15 protein-coding genes are annotated in these 17,594 nt (G+C 52.8%); 12 read left to right on the plus strand and 3 right to left on the minus strand.

Annotated elements, in window-relative coordinates; genetic code table 11:
- Nucleotides 1-2: 2 nt before the first annotated feature.
- Genes KTE_RS17860 through KTE_RS17870 form a run of 3 tightly spaced genes read left to right on the plus strand, consistent with a single transcriptional unit; the run spans nucleotide 3 to nucleotide 3,306 of the window.
- On the plus strand, nucleotides 3-1,049 hold the full coding sequence (locus tag KTE_RS17860; protein WP_201383150.1) for an ABC transporter permease: 1,047 nt from the start codon (nucleotides 3-5) through the stop codon (nucleotides 1,047-1,049).
- Complete coding sequence (locus tag KTE_RS48880; protein ID WP_201383152.1) at nucleotides 1,049-2,215, plus strand: ABC transporter ATP-binding protein; 1,167 nt, start codon at nucleotides 1,049-1,051, stop codon at nucleotides 2,213-2,215. The genes KTE_RS17860 and KTE_RS48880 overlap by 1 nt, the downstream gene beginning before the upstream one ends.
- Nucleotides 2,215-3,306 (plus strand): ABC transporter ATP-binding protein, encoded by a 1,092-nt coding sequence (locus KTE_RS17870; RefSeq protein ID WP_201383154.1) that lies wholly within the window; start codon nucleotides 2,215-2,217, stop codon nucleotides 3,304-3,306. The genes KTE_RS48880 and KTE_RS17870 overlap by 1 nt, the downstream gene beginning before the upstream one ends.
- 105 nt (nucleotides 3,307-3,411) lie before the next feature.
- Here KTE_RS17870 and prfA read toward each other — a convergent pair whose 3' ends face one another.
- Nucleotides 3,412-4,488: a peptide chain release factor 1 gene (gene prfA / locus KTE_RS17875; protein ID WP_201383156.1), complete on the minus strand. Its 1,077-nt coding sequence runs from the start codon at nucleotides 4,486-4,488 to the stop codon at nucleotides 3,412-3,414.
- Nucleotides 4,489-4,659: 171 nt separating this feature from the next.
- Between prfA and KTE_RS48885 the strand changes: the two genes are divergently transcribed.
- The 3 genes from KTE_RS48885 (at nucleotide 4,660) to KTE_RS17885 (ending at nucleotide 6,031) form a co-directional block, all read left to right on the plus strand.
- Nucleotides 4,660-4,791 carry a hypothetical protein gene (locus tag KTE_RS48885; RefSeq protein ID WP_255552902.1) on the plus strand — a complete coding sequence of 44 codons (132 nt, stop codon included), beginning with the start codon at nucleotides 4,660-4,662 and terminating at the stop codon, nucleotides 4,789-4,791.
- Between the two features lie 513 nt (nucleotides 4,792-5,304).
- Nucleotides 5,305-5,685, plus strand: coding sequence for a hypothetical protein (locus KTE_RS17880; protein ID WP_201383158.1), 381 nt, complete (start codon nucleotides 5,305-5,307; stop codon nucleotides 5,683-5,685).
- Nucleotides 5,678-6,031, plus strand: coding sequence for a hypothetical protein (locus tag KTE_RS17885; protein WP_201383160.1), 354 nt, complete (start codon nucleotides 5,678-5,680; stop codon nucleotides 6,029-6,031). The genes KTE_RS17880 and KTE_RS17885 overlap by 8 nt, the downstream gene beginning before the upstream one ends.
- 445 nt (nucleotides 6,032-6,476) lie before the next feature.
- On the opposite strand, the gene KTE_RS17890 is transcribed toward KTE_RS17885, so the two are convergent.
- Together KTE_RS17890 and KTE_RS17895 are read right to left on the minus strand one after the other, a co-directional pair.
- Nucleotides 6,477-7,184 carry a histidine phosphatase family protein gene (locus KTE_RS17890; RefSeq protein WP_201383162.1) on the minus strand — a complete coding sequence of 236 codons (708 nt, stop codon included), beginning with the start codon at nucleotides 7,182-7,184 and terminating at the stop codon, nucleotides 6,477-6,479.
- 32 nt (nucleotides 7,185-7,216) lie between these two features.
- Nucleotides 7,217-8,428 carry an acyl-CoA dehydrogenase family protein gene (locus KTE_RS17895; protein ID WP_201383164.1) on the minus strand — a complete coding sequence of 404 codons (1,212 nt, stop codon included), beginning with the start codon at nucleotides 8,426-8,428 and terminating at the stop codon, nucleotides 7,217-7,219.
- A gap of 603 nt (nucleotides 8,429-9,031) precedes the next feature.
- On the opposite strand from KTE_RS17895, the gene KTE_RS17900 reads away from it, so the two are divergent.
- The 6 genes from KTE_RS17900 to KTE_RS17925 all read left to right on the plus strand — a co-directional run bounded on the left by KTE_RS17900 (nucleotide 9,032) and on the right by KTE_RS17925 (nucleotide 17,587).
- Nucleotides 9,032-11,272, plus strand: coding sequence for an ATP-dependent Clp protease ATP-binding subunit (locus KTE_RS17900; RefSeq protein WP_201383166.1), 2,241 nt, complete (start codon nucleotides 9,032-9,034; stop codon nucleotides 11,270-11,272).
- A gap of 331 nt (nucleotides 11,273-11,603) precedes the next feature.
- Nucleotides 11,604-12,944, plus strand: coding sequence for a cell wall metabolism sensor histidine kinase WalK (locus KTE_RS17905; protein WP_201383168.1), 1,341 nt, complete (start codon nucleotides 11,604-11,606; stop codon nucleotides 12,942-12,944).
- An 18-nt stretch (nucleotides 12,945-12,962) separates the two neighbouring features.
- Nucleotides 12,963-13,955, plus strand: a complete 993-nt coding sequence (locus KTE_RS17910; protein ID WP_201383170.1) for an MBL fold metallo-hydrolase — start codon at nucleotides 12,963-12,965, stop codon at nucleotides 13,953-13,955.
- An 87-nt stretch (nucleotides 13,956-14,042) separates the two neighbouring features.
- Nucleotides 14,043-15,269: a cell wall metabolism sensor histidine kinase WalK gene (locus KTE_RS17915; protein WP_201383173.1), complete on the plus strand. Its 1,227-nt coding sequence runs from the start codon at nucleotides 14,043-14,045 to the stop codon at nucleotides 15,267-15,269.
- Nucleotides 15,270-15,777: 508 nt separating this feature from the next.
- Nucleotides 15,778-16,392, plus strand: coding sequence for an IS607 family transposase (locus KTE_RS17920; protein WP_201383175.1), 615 nt, complete (start codon nucleotides 15,778-15,780; stop codon nucleotides 16,390-16,392).
- A complete protein-coding gene (locus KTE_RS17925) occupies nucleotides 16,364-17,587 on the plus strand; it encodes an RNA-guided endonuclease TnpB family protein (protein ID WP_201383177.1) in 1,224 nt (407 codons plus the stop codon). Before KTE_RS17920 ends, KTE_RS17925 begins: the two co-directional genes overlap by 29 nt.
- The last annotated feature ends 7 nt before the right edge of the window (nucleotides 17,588-17,594 follow it).

A 17,594-nucleotide genomic window follows, 5' to 3' on the forward strand; every position in this document is an offset into this window, starting at 1 on the left:
CGATGTCCAATACCTCCTCTTCGCAATGGCCTCCTGCACCAAAGGATTTGAACGAGCCTCTAGCTGGAGCGGCCGCAGTTGGTGTCGGCGCGCATGCCAGTACCAACGTGACGACTGCCACATCGGTGGCGTTGCCCCTGGGGAATCCCTTCCATGTGCGCGTGTTGAATGGCTTGCGCGGCTTCTGGCACGCCATCACAGTGAATAAGAAGGTGACGGTAGGCAGTAGTATCGTGGGCCTCTTTATCCTGGTGGCGATCTTTGGCCCATTATTCGTGCATACCGATCCCACGCTGCTCACTGATCTCTCGAAGTCTCCTCCCTCGGCCCAGCACTGGCTGGGCACAACTGTGACGGGTCAGGATATCTTTAGCCAGCTCATCTACGGTACGCGTACCTCGATTATGTGGGCCTTTTTCACGGGGTTCGCTGTGACCTTCATCTCCGTGGTCGTTGGCCTGGTGGGTGGTTACTTCGGTGGCATCATTGATGATATCCTTTCATTAGTGACGAATATCTTTCTGGTCCTTCCTGCATTACCCCTGGCGATTGTCCTGGCGTCGTACTTTCCGCGTGGCCCACAGATGGTAGCCCTGATTGTAACCTTCACCAGCTGGGCCTGGGGCGCGCGTGTCCTGCGTGCGCAAACTCTTTCTATGCGTAGCCGTGAGTTTGTGACTGCGGCGAAGGCAAGTGGTGAGAGAACCTGGCGCATCATCTTCCTTGAGATTTTGCCCAATGAAATCTCTATTGTTGCCGCGAACTTTGTAAGTACGACAATTTATGTTATTCTATACTCAGCATCGCTAGAATTTCTGGGCCTGGGCGATCTCAACTCCGTAAGCTGGGGTTGGATGTTCTACTGGGCGCAGAAGACAAACGCCCTGATTCTTGGTCTCTGGTGGTGGTTTATCCCGCCTGGTATCTGTATCGCGGCGCTGGGGGCTGGTCTGGCTCTGATTAATTTCGGTATTGATGAGGTCGCCAATCCACGCCTGCGTAATGAGCCGGCACCCAAAGAGATCAAGCACAAGAAAGTGGTGAAATAATGCAGGACACGGCTGTAAAGAAGCAGTCAAAAGACCTTTTGCTAGAGGTGAACAATCTCTGCGTGGATTATTTCGCGTCCAATGGCGCTGTACACGCTGTCCGAGACGTGAGCTTTGTATTGCGTCGTGGCGAAATTCTGGGCCTGGCGGGCGAGAGTGGCTGTGGTAAATCGACGCTGGCCTATGCTATCTCGCGCCTGTTGCGCCCACCCGCCTATATCACTGGCGGCCAGGTCCTCTACTACCCTCGAGGACATGAAGGTGGGGCAACTGCTGCCGTACAGAGCAAATTGCCGAAAAAAGGCAGACAGATAGGCAGTAATGGTGACGAGGCCATCGATGTATTGCAACTCTCTCCCTCCGAACTGCGTGCCTTCCGCTGGAGCGAGGTCTCTATTGTCTTCCAGAGTGCTATGAACGCCCTTAACCCCGTGATGTCGGTTGGCGACCAGATCGTGGATGTGTTGAAGGCTCATCGCCCCGATATGGGTCCCAATCAGCGCAAAAAGCGCGCTATTGAGTTGCTCAACCTGGTTGGTATCGCCTCTGATCGTCTGAATAGCTATCCCCATGAGTTAAGTGGCGGCATGCGTCAGCGCGCCGTCATCGCCATTGCGCTGGCCCTCAATCCCGAGCTGATCATTATGGACGAGCCTACGACGGCGCTTGACGTTGTGGTGCAGCGCGAGATTTTGCAGCTGATCAGTGATCTCTGCCGCGAGTTTAATACCGCCCTGCTCTTCATTACGCATGACCTGTCGCTGTTGCTGGAGCTCTCTGACCAGATCGCGATCATGTATGCCGGTAAAATGGTGGAGAAGGCGAGCAGCGTGGCGATCTACGAGCATCCCCGCCATCCCTATAGCCATGGCTTGCTCAATGCTTTCCCCAACTTGCATGGTCCCATTCGCAAGATGGTCGGTATCCCCGGTTCACCGCCAGATCTGCGCTTCGTCCCATCGGGTTGCCCCTTCCGCGAGCGCTGCCCGCTGGCCTTTGAGGCCTGCTCCGCGGTTGTACCTCAGCTTCAGCCCGCATCGCTTGAGAATCAGCAGCAACTGGTAGCCTGCCATCTCTATGATAGAAAGTTCCGGCCTCAGGGGGCACCATCTGCAGCCGAGGTGGCGGGTGCCTATGAGAGCCTGGTAGAAGGGAGCCGTGCGTAATGAGCGTGTCAAACGTCACTACATCGAAGCCAGTTCGGGATGCTGGCGTTCAGCCGATTATGGAGGCAGAGCACCTGCGCAAGGAATTCCCTTTGCGCCAGATAAAGGTTTTTGGAGCCGCTCAGGCGGTTCGCGCGGTTGAAGATGCCTCTTTCTCGCTCTATCCTGGCCGGGCCACGGCCCTGGTGGGTGAGAGCGGTAGCGGGAAGACGACCATTGCGCGTATGCTGGCGCGCCTCTATGAACCCACTTCGGGCACCCTTCGCTTCCGTGATGAGGCGGTGAAACTAGGACGAGGTGCCAATTTAAATGCCTATCGCAGCCATGTGCAGCTGGTCTTCCAGGACCCCTTTGCCTCGCTCAACCCCGTGCATAGCGTGCGCTATCACCTGAGTCGCCCGTTACGTATTTACGGTCATGCCCGCAACCGCATCCAGGAGACAGAGCAGATTTTGTCTCTGCTGCGGCGCGTCAACCTGACGCCTGCCGAGCAGTTCATCGAGAAGTTTCCGCACCAACTGAGCGGCGGTCAGCGTCAGCGTATCGCCATCGCGCGCGCCCTGGCTGTGCAGCCCGAGGTCTTGCTGGCCGACGAGCCTGTCTCCATGCTTGATGTCTCGATTCGCCTGGATATTCTTAACCTCCTGCGTCGCTTGAAGGATGAGGAGCAACTGGCTCTACTCTATATCACGCATGATATCGCCAGTGCCCGCTACTTCGCCGAAGAAACGCTGGTGATGTACGCAGGCCAGATGGTTGAGGGAGGGCCAAGCGAAGAGGTCACTCAGCAGCCCAAGCATCCCTATACCCGCTTGCTGCTCTCGGCCGCGCCCGATCCTACCCGCGTGAAGAACAAGGATAAGGGTCAGCTCCCCGCACGTGGCGAGATTCCAAGCCTGATCAACCCGCCGACTGGCTGCCGCTTCCATCCACGTTGTCCCCATGCCATGCCTGTCTGTAAGGAGCGCTTCCCTGGCCGCACTGACCTGGGGAATGGTCACTGGACCAATTGTTTCCTTTATGGTGATGGTGCTCAGCCGATACCGTATACTGGCACAACGGGAACCACGACCACGTCCAGAGCGGAATAAGCCTTTCCTGTTACGCAACAGAGTAGTGTTCAGTAAAAAAAAGAGGGGAGGTGCAGGAGGGTTCCCTCCTGCACCTCCCCTCTTTTTTTTACTGAACACTACCACTTAGACGAACATGCCCTGGAGTTTCTCGGCCTGGTCGACGGTAATCAGATTATCGATGAATTCATCGAGGCTGCCATCCAGAATGCCCGGTAAGTTGTGGCGCGTCAGGCCAATACGGTGATCCGTGACGCGGTCCTGGGGGAAGTTATAGGTGCGAATCTTCTCGCTGCGATCGCCCGTCTGTACCTGTGAGCGGCGTGCTTTTCCTAGCTCTTCCTGGCGTTTGGCCTCTTCCAGGTCCCACAGGCGTGACTTCAGCACGTTGAGGGCTTTCTGCTTATTCTTCAACTGCGACTTTTCATCCTGACAGGTGACAACCAGGCCAGTTGGCAGGTGCGTGATACGTACCGCCGAGTCGGTGGTGTTGACGCTCTGACCACCATGGCCTGTGGAGCGATAGACGTCGACGCGGATATCCGAGTCCTTTACCTCGATCTGGATATCATCGTCGGCCTCTGGCAGGACGATGACCTTGGCCGTTGAGGTATGGATGCGGCCGTTGGCCTCGGTCGAGGGGACGCGTTGCACGCGATGGGTGCCGCCCTCGTACTTCATCCGGCTATAGGCTCCCTTCCCTCTAATCACAAAGGTAATGTCTTTGAAGCCGCCTTGTTCAGTATCGTTCCCGTCAAGAATCTCGATCTTCCAGCGACGGCCATCGGCGTAGCGACTGTACATACGGAAGAGGTCAGCGGCAAAGAGCGCGGCTTCGTCGCCACCCGCTCCACCCTGGATGGTCACGACGGCATTCTTCTCGTCCATGATATCTTTGGGGAGGAGGGCGACCTGGACATCCTCCAGGAGCTGCTCTTTCCTGGCTTTGAGTTGTTCCAGCTCTTCAAACGCCATGTCGCGCAGCTCGCCTTCCTCGCTGTCGTACATCTCCTGAGCTTCCTTGATCTGCTTATCCGTATCAATCAGCTCGTGGTATTTTTCAACCACAGTCGATAGCTCAGACTGCTCGCGACCATAGCGCTGCAAGAGCGCTATATCGGTAAGCACATCGGGCTGTGCCATCAAATTGTTTAGTTCTTCGTAGCGTGTAGCCAGTGTGGCCAGTTTGTCCATTAGATCCATAGCGACCGGGTTCCTCTCGCTTCTCTATCTCTTCTCTGTACGCCTGGCATACTCGTTGCAGCCAGGGGCATAAGTCATGCGCGGACAGGGAAGGTAAAATGCTTTGTTTTTTCGTGAAAAAGACAGCTAATAATTATAGGTTCTATTAAGGTCTGCAATGAGGGTTGTGCCATGCAATCAGGGGTCCCGATTGCTCTCTACTCATGGCATGGTGGAAGGCAGAATGAGGCGTCGCTACCCGGCTGTAAGCAGGTAACGCTCAATGGTAATCAGGCAAATATGACGCGCAAGAGTTGTCGGTAACGACAGGCATATATGGTGAAGCATGGCAGGTTTCATAGCTCTATTATAGCAGTAACCAAATGAACAATCAAACTCACTCCAACAAAAGAGCCCACAGGCTTATTCCCTCTACAACACCAGGCAAATCTCATCTACATATGTCCAGCAAAGACCAGGAAAATATACCACATAAGGTGTCAAGTTTAGGTGTCAAATTCATCCTCTTATAAAAGCATATAAACCCTCATAGCAAGCCATTTCAAGTGTCTTCACTCTTACATTAGAATGTACAACAATAACTCATATCAGCCTCTAGGGTCTGTGCTCTGCACCGTTCGGGGTAACGCGCCATTCCTGCTCTCGCCTCCCTATGAAAAATATTTGCGCGAAACAACTCACTTGCGCATTGCTACCAACCGGCATGATGTCTCAGGCATCTGCAAGAGAGGGAACCTTTTTCCGAGTACATTCGTCTTTTCTCTGTCTGCTTGGACAAAAGCAAGGAGAAATTTCTAAGGAAGAAGGATCTTTCCAATGAAACGATTTCAATCGCATGAGCGCTCTGCATCAGAGCAGGCGCCATCTCGCTCGCTTTCCCAAAAAACGCTCATCTCTTCTCCCACCATCACTTCCATCATCGTCTTTGGCCTCGCCATCACGTCCTTTCATGCCTTCCTCTTTACCGCAGAAATGGCTCGCCTGTCTCATGACCCGATTCACTACCAGTTTCTGGGAACAGCACGACAAGCTTCAAGTGACAGCGCTTGGGCTTTGGTAGGCAGAGCAGTTATATCTGACGAAGATACAATGGGGCACATTGGCATCTTGCCGCAACAAAGCCCAGCAACCGATGTAGGTCCAGCCAGTGCGACCGGATTCCTGGCATTTGCGTCTCCTTGGTGGATGGATGCCTAGCAGGGAACTCTCCCTCCTGCTCCTGCTAGGTTGGATGATCCTGCTCTCCGCTAGCGGTGCCGCTATACTCCAATCGCTTCGGCAAAGACAGTGGGGCTGGCTCTTTGCCATGATCGGCTCCTTCCTCATCTGGGTACTCATTGGCCACCTCACCTCTGGCACCTACACTCCAGACCAGACCACCTCCCTAGCGTTCACCCTCGTTTTGCATACCGTCATGTTTTTCGCTGGTCCTCTCCTTTTTGCGCTCTTTGCCGACCCAAGAGCAAAGAGCAGACGTGAAGAGGTTAGCCTTCATGTCTCCAACACGGTGCAGAGGCAGAGAGACTGGGAAAAGAGCTCGTAAATGAACAAGGTGCCGGTGCAGAACTGGCTCTCAACACCATATGGCCGATGGTTAAGGAATGGCTGATGGAGGAGTATTCGTCATCTTGCTCATTATGTCCAGGTGGAACTGGCGAAATCATAAGACTTTTACCAGAAATCCATATCACTATTATGTAGAACCAATTGTCTCTAAATAACGAAGTAGATGGTAATGGCTCACTTGAGCCATTACCAGATGTTAATATAACTCTGCTATTCTTTCTCTTCTCCTTCAAAGAGATGCCCTATTTCCTGCGCAGCTTCTTTGTGTTGATCTTGCGTCGTATGCCCACAGGTAGTATCCATCATCTCTAGACTTGTATGACCTAACATTTCCATCCTCACCACCAGATCAATTTTTAACTTTCTCAAAATCCGAGAAGCATTGTGACGCAGGCATTGCTCCACTTGCGTTGGTATTTTAACTATGAGTTTTGGGCCGAGGGGATACTCAGGTGGGCAATGTCGTTCATTATATAGAGAACACGTGTGTCTCCTGAGGCGCGTACGAGGGTGAGCGAGGTATTGGCGCAGGGGAAAAAGAACTCTTTCTCCAGTCCCAGGACCTCGGCGACGTAGGCGTTGATGACGCCCCCATGGGCGAAGACGAGCACGCGCTGCCCAAGATGGCGACTCGCGATCTCGTCAAGTGCCTGGACGACGCGCTGGCGAAAGGCCTTCGATGACTCGCTGTGCGCGAAGGCATCCCAGTTGCCCGAGGAACCTGCAATACGCACTATCTTGTCCTGGCGCTCATGTAGTGCCTGGGTCAGCATGGCGAGATCGGCCCCTTCGGGGATCTCTGGAATGGGAACCAGGTCGTCGAGGCGAATCTCTTTGAGCTGTTCCACGATGATGGCCTGTAACCCTAGCTCAGCCAGAAGTGGCGCGCCAGTCTCCTGGCAGCGGCGCAGGGGACTGCTATAGGCCGCGTCAAAATGGCTGCTCTTCAGGCGTGCGGCCAGTGCCTGGGCCTGCTGGCGCCCAATCTTGCTCAAGGGCAGATTATCATACACGCCACTGGGAATAATTTCGTCTGCTTCGGGGATCGCATCTCCATGGCGGATCAGAAAGAGCTCTGCCGCGTGCTGGCGATGAACAAGAAACGGGTCTTGCTGTACGTTGCTCTCCATAAGGGTCCTTTATAGTGGTGTAGATGGATAGATTAGTCTTGTGTTAGCTGCTGGATGATGGAGCGTGCCAGGGTGCGCTTATGAACCTCATCTGGCCCATCCACAATGTGTAACGTGCGTCCATGCGCCCAGAGGGAGGCCAGCGGAAAATCATCGCTGAGGCCTGCAGCCCCAAAGACCTGCATGGCTCTGCTGACGACATTGGTATGTACCTCGGGCGCCACGATTTTGATCATGGCAATGGCATCTTTCGCGGCCTTCTTGCCCTGGGTATCGATGAGCCAGGCCGCTTTCAGCGTGAGCAGCCGCGCCTGCTCGATCTCCAACTGCGACTGCGCGATCCATTCCTGAATAACTCCCTGCTCGACCAGCGGTTTGCCAAAGGCGACGCGCTGTGTCGCGCGCTGGCAGAGGAGTTCAAGCGCGTACTGGGCTGTACCAATGGAGCGCATACAATGATGAATGCGACCGGGCCCAAGGCGTGCCTGAGCGATAGCAAAGCCGCTCCCCTCCTCACCGAGGAGATTGCTGGCAGGAACGCGCACGTTCTCAAAACGCAGTTCGCAGTGGCCTTCATTATCGATATAGCCCATGACAGGCAGGTTACGAACCACGGTCAGTCCAGGGGTGTCGCGTGGCACCAGGATCATACTTTGCTGCTTATGGCGGGCCGGATTCTGGGGATCGGTCTTTCCCATGACGATAAAGATTTTGCAGCGTTCGCGAGCCGCCCCCGAGATCCACCATTTGCGCCCATTGAGTACATAGTCGTCTCCATCGCGCATGATGGTTAGTTGAATATTGGTCGCGTCAGAGCTGGCCACATCTGGCTCCGTCATGGCAAAGGCCGAGCGAATCTCGCCATCAAGGAGGGGACGCAGCCAGCGTTGTTGTTGCTCCTCCGTGCCAAACTGAGCAAGAATTTCCATATTTCCAGTATCAGGGGCCGCACAATTGAAGACCTCCGATGCCCAGGTGACACGACCCATAATCTCAGCCAGGGGCGCATACTCCAGGTTAGTCAGGCCAGCTCCGTATTCAGTGTCGGGCAGAAAGAGGTTCCAGAGACCCTCTGCCTTCGCACGTTCTTTCAGTTCATCAACGATCTCCGCGTGATGGTGAGGATTGCCTGAGGCCGCGATCTGTTCTTTATAGCGTTGCTGGTTGGGGTAAATAGCGTGTTCCATAAAGTTAGTCAGGCGCTGTCGTAGAGCGTCGACTTTCTCCGAATAGGCGAAATCCATAATCCTGATCTCCTTTGTCTTGCTTGGCGACATTACCATACTTTTTGAATATATCACATCCTATGCGTCTCTTGTGATAAGGGCGTAGGATGTTGAAGGAAAGAGATATGCCGATAATATTCTGATGTAATAGCTCTCAGGAGCAGTCGCATATATTTGGTGCGAGCAGCGTCTTTCTTACTAGAGAGAATAGTTGCGTATCTTTTCCATCTCTATGTTCGTAAAAGAAGAAAGTAACTTTTATCGGTCTCGTTTTACTGAAGCAGCCGAATCTGGCGGTGAGCATGTGTGGGGAGCACTCACGGAAGGGAATAAGCATAGTAAGCCTGGCGTTATTGTGGATACACATGTGAAATGTTTTGTGACACCTTGAAATAGCATCCCAAAGAGCGTGTCAGGAACATTGCCGTAAGTGAACGCTATACCGGGAATAATACCAACGGAGCCGCTGTTATAAATGGTGAGTTAGCAATCAAGTCGCAAGAGTGCTAGACAGAGCAAAAAGAATATGCTATACTTTTAGCAGTCAGACGAACCAATTGCTAACTACTAACCGAAGGGAATCATCCCCTATCTTGAGAAAAGATGAGGAGCATATAAATAATGAAATGTGAGCGTTGTCGAAAGAATCCCGCGCGTGTTCGTGTAGATCAGATGGTTGACGGGCGACGCGAATCGCACTACTTGTGCCAGTCGTGCGTTGACGAACTGATGAACGCGATGGGCCAGATGGGTGGCATTGACAATATGGATATTGCAGGTGCTCCCTTCCCATTTGGTTTCTCGGGCGGTTCACAGAAAGCTTCGGGTGGTCAGGGGAGTGTCAATACTGCGACGGCTGAACGGCAGCCGAAGCAGAGCAAGACTCCCACGCTTGATCAATATGGTCGCGATCTGACGGCTGAAGCGGCTGAGGGGAAACTTGATCCTGCCGCCGGGCGTGCGAAAGAGCTACGCCGCATGATTACTGTCCTGGGTCGCAGGCAGAAGAATAATCCTGTCCTGATTGGCGAGCCAGGTGTTGGTAAAACTGCAATCGTTGAGGGCCTGGCACGCCGCATTCAATCGGGTGATATTCCACCCAATCTGAGTGGCAAGCGCATTGTCTCGCTCAACATTGGCGGTATGGTCGCAGGTGCGATGTTCCGTGGTCAGTTTGAGCAGCGTATCAAATCTATTCTGGAAGAACTGCGCGATAATCCCGATACAATCGTCTTTATTGATGAATTGCATACTGTTGTTGGTGCTGGCGCGGCTGAGGGCGCGGTTGGCGCGGGTGATATGATCAAGCCTGCCCTGGCACGCGGTGAGTTGCGTTGTATTGGTGCCACTACCCTGGACGAGTACCGCAAGCATATTGAGAAGGATGCCGCTCTGGAGCGCCGCTTCCAGCCAATTATGGTGAGCGAGCCCAGTGTCGAGGAAGCCATCGACATGCTGCATATCGTGCGCGCCAATTATGAGGCCCACCATGGCATTGGTATATCAGATGAGGCTATTGAGGCCGCGGTAAAGCTGTCTGATCGCTATATCAATGATCGCTTCCTGCCTGATAAGGCTATCGACGTCATGGACGAGGCTGGTTCCGCCCTGCGCCTGGAGGCGACCGAGAAGGGCATCTTGAGTCCAACTTTGATCGCTGACCTCGAGAAAGAGTTGGCAGAGATTCAGGCTCAGAAAGAGGCCGCGGCGAACGCGGAAGACTACGAGCATGCGGCTTTGATGCGCCAGCAAGAACTCCTGGTGCTAGAGAAGTTGAGCGAGGCGCGTGGTAAGTCTCAGGATGAAGTCTCACTCATCGTGACCCCCGAGCATATCGCCAGGGTCGTAGAGACCTGGACCGGCGTACCAGTGAGCCAGATGCTGGAGAGCGAGCGTCAGAACCTGCGCCACCTGGAGCAGGACCTGCGCAAGCATGTTATCGGCCAGGATGAGGCCATTTCAGCCGTGGCGCGTGCGATTCGCCGCTCGCGTGCGGGCCTCAAAGATCCGAAGCGCCCGATTGGGTCCTTCCTCTTCCTGGGTCCAACTGGTGTTGGTAAGACCGAGCTGGCGAAGGCTCTGGCCGCTGAACTCTTTGGTGGTGCCGACCACATCATTCGCTTCGATATGTCGGAGTATATGGAGCCGCATACCGTCTCGCGTCTGTTTGGTAGCCCTCCCGGATATGTGGGGCATGACGAGGGTGGTCAGCTGACGGAGCAGGTACGCCGTCGTCCCTACAGTGTCATCCTCTTTGACGAGGTTGAGAAGGCGCATCCTGAGGTCTTCAATGCCCTGTTGCAGATCATGGATGATGGTCGCCTGACCGATGGTCAGGGTCGCACGGTCGACTTTAAGAACACTGTCGTGATCATGACCAGTAACGTAGGCGGTTCAGACCTGAAGAAGGCCGCGAACATTGGCTTCACCATCAAGAAGGGTGAGTCTCTGCGCGAGGAGCAGAAAGAGGCCATGCGCTCGAAGGCGTTTGAGGGTCTCAAGCGGGTCTTCCGCCCTGAGTTCATCAACCGTATCGACCAGATCGTTGTCTTTAACTCGCTGGCCAAGAAAGAGCTCTACAGCATCGTTGAACTCTTGTTGGACCAGGTTCGCTCACGCTTGAGCGAGCAGCGGATCGAACTGGTGGTCAGTGATGGCGCCCGTGACTTCCTGCTTGAGGAAGGCTTCGATGAGGAGTATGGCGCCCGCCCATTGCGCCGGGCCATCCAGTCCTATGTCGATGACGCGCTGGCAGATGCCTTGCTGGCAGGTGAAATTGTCAGTGGCCAGGCGGTATACGTCGATGTGGAAGATAAGAAAATCGTTGTTCGCCCCTACGAGGCGGTGAAAAATAACGCCTAGCACAGGCGAAGCCGCAGATAAGAAAAAGCCAGGCGACCGGGAGGATTCCCGGTCGCCTGGCTTTTTGGCACAGAGTTCTATCCCTGGGGAAAAGAGGTTGCTTGCATCTATTCTGAGAACTCAGCCGTGTAAAGAGCAAGTGAAAGAAACTTCCCTTTTTTTGGCAGAAAATCTAGGCATGATAATCTGTACGTCTCTATAAAATTGGGAGGTTTTGTTGGGCCTGGGAGGTGCCTGGAGGAGTAGGTGAGGGTGGTCATAAGCGGGTCAGGGCGGTGGTAAAAATGTCTATATCAAAACTTTTGAAGTTGAAGAATAAAGGCAGCATCGTATGATGGCAGACAAAAGTCCTGAATGGGGACAATATAAAAGCGTGGAAGTAAACAATTTGCAGCGACAACTCCACGAGAGCGAAGCGCGCTATCGTTCTCTGGCCGCGGCATTAGCGCAAATGGTGTGGGTAGTGGATGCTGAAGGGGCTATGGAGCGCCAGATGGAGGCCTGGCATGCTTATACCGGGCAGTACGGCAAGCGGTTGAGCTATCAAGATATGCAAGCGATGGTTCATCCCGAGGATCAACAGTGGGTGGAGCATGCCTGGCAAAGCGCCTCCCTCAGCGGGAGACCGTATGAGCTTGCATATCGTATCCAGCGCTTTGATGGTATCTACCACCACTTTGGTGTACGTGCCATTCCCGTTCTGGGTGAGTATGGCAAGGTGCGGGAGTGGATCTTTATCGGCACCGACATTGATGAGCGCAAGCGTGAAGAGTTAGAAATGTCCCAGCACGTAGAGTCCGCCCACCCTGACATACAAGAGTGTGATCTGGCACGAGAGACGTCTGTACTGATTAGCGAGCGGCAGCATCTCCTGCGTGCGCGTGAGGAGACACGGCATCAGGTCGTGACTTTGCATGCCACGGCCCAACGCCTGGAAGAGTTTATTGGTGTTGCCAGCCATGAGTTACGTACTCCATTGACTGCGATTAAAGTCAACGTTCAACTGGCGATGCGACGCCTCAAGACGGCTATGAAACAGTTGGATATACATGAGGCAGAGACATTTGATAAGATTAAGATGGCCAGCGACCTGATGGAGCGTGCCGAGCGCCAGATCGGTGTGCTTTCCAACCTGGTAAGTGACATGGTAGATATCTCGCGGATTCAGTCTGGGCGCTTTGCGTCCTACCTGCGGCAAGATGAATGCGATGTGCGCGCAATAGTGGAGCAGGTTGTCAGTGAGCAACAAAAGGTCAACCCTGAACGTACAATACATAAAGAATTCTCTTCAGACGATACCCTGACAGTTATTGCTGACGCGGGAAGAATCTCCCAGGTAGTAAATAGCTATCTACGCAATGCCTTAAAGTATTCGGCCGCCGACAAGGAGATTACTCTATCTCTTCAGCGAGCAGGAGCGTGCGTGCGCCTGGAGGTGCGCGATCAAGGGCAGGGTCTTACTGTGGAAGAGCAGCAGCGTGTCTGGGAGTGTTTCTATCAATGTCCAAAGATCCGGGTGTTAAGTGGTTCTGGCGTTGGGCTGGGACTGGGACTCTACATCAGCCAGACAGTTATAGAGCACCATCATGGGCATGTAGGTGTAGAGAGTATTCCCGGTCAAGGATCAACGTTCTGGTTTGAGCTTCCACTGGCACACCAGGAGTTAATCTAGCTATGCCAGGAGAAAAGAATGCAGTCAAAGCGAGTGAATAAGTGGTTAGCCTGGGGAGCAGTATCGCTGACAGCGCTCGGTGTTGGGGCGGCGATCAAAAGTTTGATGCCTCCTCGTTTTAACATGCAATTGTTGCCCGCCGGAGAGAATGGTACTGAGAAGCAACAGCGGGACCAGCAGCTACCCGACGTGGATGTTCATATTTTGCGCTGTGGAAGCGTCTTCTGGCCCGAGCTGGTCATGGTTCGTGGCTCGCTCTCGCTCAAGCCGAGAAAGATTGCCCACAGTTCGGTTCTGATTCGGCATCCTCAGGGTACCTTCCTCTATGATACAGGCTTGAGTGGCGACATCTATCAGCACCTGAAGGATCAGCCATTGCCTTTTCGCCAGACGCTGGCCCGCTTCAAAGTAGAACAGACACTGCGTGGGGCCTTACATGAGCAGGGCCTAAAACCGGAAGACCTGGACTTTGTGTTGCTCTCGCACCTGCACTGGGACCATGTCAGCGGTGTTCCCGATATCGTAGGTGTGCCGCTGCGCGTCAATCGCGTCGAGTTTGATGCAGCCAAGCAAGGTGTGATTCCCCTCCATAAGGGTCTGGTATGGCGTCTGATGGAGGGTAGTCCTCTTACCTGCTTTGACCTGGAGGGGCCTTCGTATGAAGGTTTCCGTTCCAGTCTGGATGTGTTTGGTGATGGCTCTATTGTGCTCGTTCCATTGCCGGGCCACACTCCTGGCAATACCGGTATGTTCATCAATCGCGCCAATGGTGCTCGCCTCTTTTTCCTGGGCGATGCCGCGCATGTGGCCGAAAATTACCTCTATCCAACGACGCCCCACCCGCTCTTCTGGAATGGTGTGACGAGCGATAAAGCTACGGCCTTACAGACATTGTTAGAGCTTCATCACTTCGCACGTTCTCATCCAGAGGTACCTTTGATTGCGATGCACGATGCGCGCATGCAAGAGGCGAGTATGCAGGTAGAAAATGAGCGCCTGGCAAGGATATAATAAAGCAGCGCAGTCCAACTCCTGGAAAATGACTTTCAGGAGTTGATAATTGAGAAGAGCAGAGGCGTTCCAATAGGGATAGAGCGGATGACGACCACGAAGTCAACACAAAAAGATACATATATCGATCACCAGGGAAGGCGTATTCGACGTATGACGTTCGAGCAGCGGGCGGAATTACGAAGAAACTTTACCGCCTCCCTTCCACTATGGCGTCACCCACTGATTGGCTATCTCCTGAGCATCTTGCTCGTGGGCCTGCTTGGCTGGGGACAGCAAGCCCTTGATGGCTGGATAGGTGGGGGCGGAATCTATTTTGCGGGTTCGCTGCTTCTGCTCCCGGTGCTGTTTATTGCCACCTTCTGGGGTACCATGCCCTCGCTCTTTACGGTGCTGCTGGGCGCACTCTATATTGATTACTTCTTTATCGGTTATAACCAGAGCATTAGCTGGCAACATTGGGAGGATGGTCTACGAATCCTCCCATTCTTCATTTCTGGCATTACGATTGCCATCATCACGGCCCAGCGCGAGCGTGCGCGTTGGCAGACCTTGATAGCCGAGCAAGAGCTGAAAGCATATGCCGCTGAATTAGAGGTTAGCAACCAGAAGCTTGAGGATGCCAATCAAACGAAGGATCGCTTCCTCTCCATTGCCTCTCATGAATTGAAGACACCTATCACCACTATTCGCGGCCAGGCCCAGCTGGCTCTGCGCCGCCTGGCCAAGCAGGATGGCGAGATGAATGTGAGCGATATGGGTACCGCCCTGGAGCGTATTAATGAACAGACAGTACGCCTGACGACATTAATTGAAGAGCTACTCGATGTCAGCAGTCTGCGTACAGGTAAGATGGCGCTTAATAAGAGTAAGCTAAACATTAATGAGCTTTGCCAGCAGGTGGTTGATGACCAGAAATTGCTCACCGGACGGCATATAGAGCTAAAGTTGCCGCCAAAGGAGGTCATGGTGAGCGTAGATCGAGATCGGATCGAGCAAGTCTTGATCAATCTTGTGGGGAACGCGGTCAAGTATTCTCCAGAGGGGAGCGTGGTCCAGGTCTGTGTTGAGCGCAAATGGCGCAAGGCGCTGATCCATGTGCGCGATCATGGCAAAGGCATCGCCCCCGATCAGCTCGAAAAAGTTTTCGACACCTTTTATCGTACCCCTGACGCCGAAGCCTCCACGAAAAAGGGCCTGGGCCTGGGCCTGAGCATCTCCAAAGAGATCGTCGAGCGCCACGAAGGCCGCATATGGTGCGAATCCCAGCCCGGCCAGGGCAGCGAGTTCTTCGTCGAATTACCTCTGAAGTAAAGTTTTTTTCAACTAAATGATATTAACCATTCTAAATCAACAATTGAACCTTCTATATGCAAGTACCTTATCTTCTTTGTCACTTACATACTTATAAATAGGCGTATGTTTGTTTGCTTGTATTTATCAAATGGGCCCGTAAAAACCTAGCTTGAGCGATGGGGATACAAGTGCCGTTTCTTGTGGGAATGACTTGGATGGTGGAGCAACAAAAAAAGGAAAACGAGGGCTTGACACAAAAGCGGGACTTTTGTATACTGTTTTCTAGAAATTATGTTCAATGCCTGTAAACAGGTCTTTGCACTGACACGAGCAGAAATGCCGTGAGGTACTTTACCGGTAATATATAAGTCTATGTGCTTAAAGGCATTACCACTAATGCGAGTCGAAAATTTATGCATGTCTTTAGATACATGAGCATTAAATGCAGCGCTGGTAAGGTTTGTGGGAGCAGGAGGAGAAATAAAACTGTTTTGGCATAAGCACTCAAATATGTTAAAATATGCTTATGCAAAACACATATAGCATTCAGGCATTTGGGAAGCTTATTGGCAAGTCAACCAAGACGCTGCAAAAATGGGACCGCGATGGCAAGTTAGTTGCTCATCGTTCTCCACAATCAAACAGGCGCTACTACACCCACGATCAGTATCTTGAGTATCGCGGGCTCAAAGCACCAGAACAGGGACGTACCATTGTCTATGCGCGCGTTTCAGGGGTCTCACAAAAACCTGACCTTACCAACCAAATGACTGCCTTACAAGCGTATTGTACTGCTCATGAGATCACTGTCGATGAATGGGTACAGGATATTGGCAGTGGACTCAATTACAAACGCAAAGGCTTCAATCATGTGATGGAGATGGTTGAGTTAGGGCAGGTTCGCACGATTATCATTGCCCATAAGGATCGCTTAGTGCGGTTTGGGTATGACTACTTTGAGGCGTTCTGCGAACGGCATCACACCCAACTGGTTCTTCTTCATGGTGACCACCTTTCTCCTGAGCAAGAGCTTGTGCGCGATCTTATCGCCATCATAACCGTATTTAGTGCCAGGCTTCACGGACTCAGATCCTACAAGAAAGTGATGAAAGATGCTGCTTTGCAAAAAGATCAAGATTGACGTGAGCGAGCAGGACGCTGCTACGCTTGAGTTCATGCAAAGCAAATGTCGAGGGCTGTACAACTGGTGGGTTATGAGGCTCAGGGAAGGAGAGAAGTGGAATCTCTACGAAGCCAAACGGAGTTTACAAGAAAGTAAGCACCATGATCCTGAGCTTATTCAGGTGTATGGCAAGTTGCTTCAAGAGGTCTACTATCGCCTTGATGGGGCCATGAAAGCATTCTATCGTAGAGTGAAAGCAGGTGAAAAGCCTGGATTTCCACGTGTACGTCCAAGACACGGCTTTTTTACGCTCTGCTATCCTGCCATGTACCTCAAACGTGAGGGTGACAAGCTCATCTTGCCTACAGGTGGTGGCGGGAAGCATGGGGCAAAGGTACATCCCAACGTCACTGCCCGTCTCACTGAGAGACCGCCAGAACAGTTCAAAAAGGTGGCGATCAGTCGGGATGCCAGAGGCAACTACTATGCTTCCTTCCCGGCAGAGCGGCCATCAAAGCCCTGTTCAACTGATGATGTTGCCGCCTTTGATCTTGGCATCAAAACCCTAGCAACAGGCGTGAATGAGCAAGGCAGAGTCTACACCATTGGCGGATTCAAAGGGGCAAAATGGTATAACAAGCAACTGGACAACATTCGATCCAAGCGTGATAAATGCAAGAAAAAGTCACGTCGCTATCTCCATCTCAGCAAAGTGTACAAGCGCGTATCCCAGAAAAAACGCAAGAAACAACGGGATAGTTTGCATAAAGCATCCCACCTGATGGCCCACAAACTGGTTGAAAGAACCGTTGTGGTTGGCGATCTCTCCCAGAGACAAATGGTCACAAAACAGCATGTAGAGCGCAATAAGCAGCTCAATAGAGCGGTCTATAATGAGTGGGGACTCTCCACCTTCCTCGAAATGCTGAAGTACAAATGCCAATTGTACGGGAAAGAATTGCACTTCTTAGATGAGCGCAACACCTCCAAGCAGTGTAGTGGCTGTGGGAATCTGCAAGCCAGGCCGCTGTGGAAGAGAACCTACTGTTGCGTAGAATGTGGACTCGTCATGGATCGCGATGAGAATAGCGCGGTGAACATTTTGACGAGGTTCCTTGCCCGGCGAGGGCCACACACTCCCTCTGTGGAGTGCGGTGTGCTGCAGGCGACCCAAAGCAGCGGAGAAGTCAAAGAGGCTTCCTGTGAGGGGTAAGTGCAGC

Source organism: Ktedonobacter sp. SOSP1-85, assembly GCF_016587415.1.
In the GTDB taxonomy this organism is placed as follows: domain Bacteria; phylum Chloroflexota; class Ktedonobacteria; order Ktedonobacterales; family Ktedonobacteraceae; genus Ktedonobacter.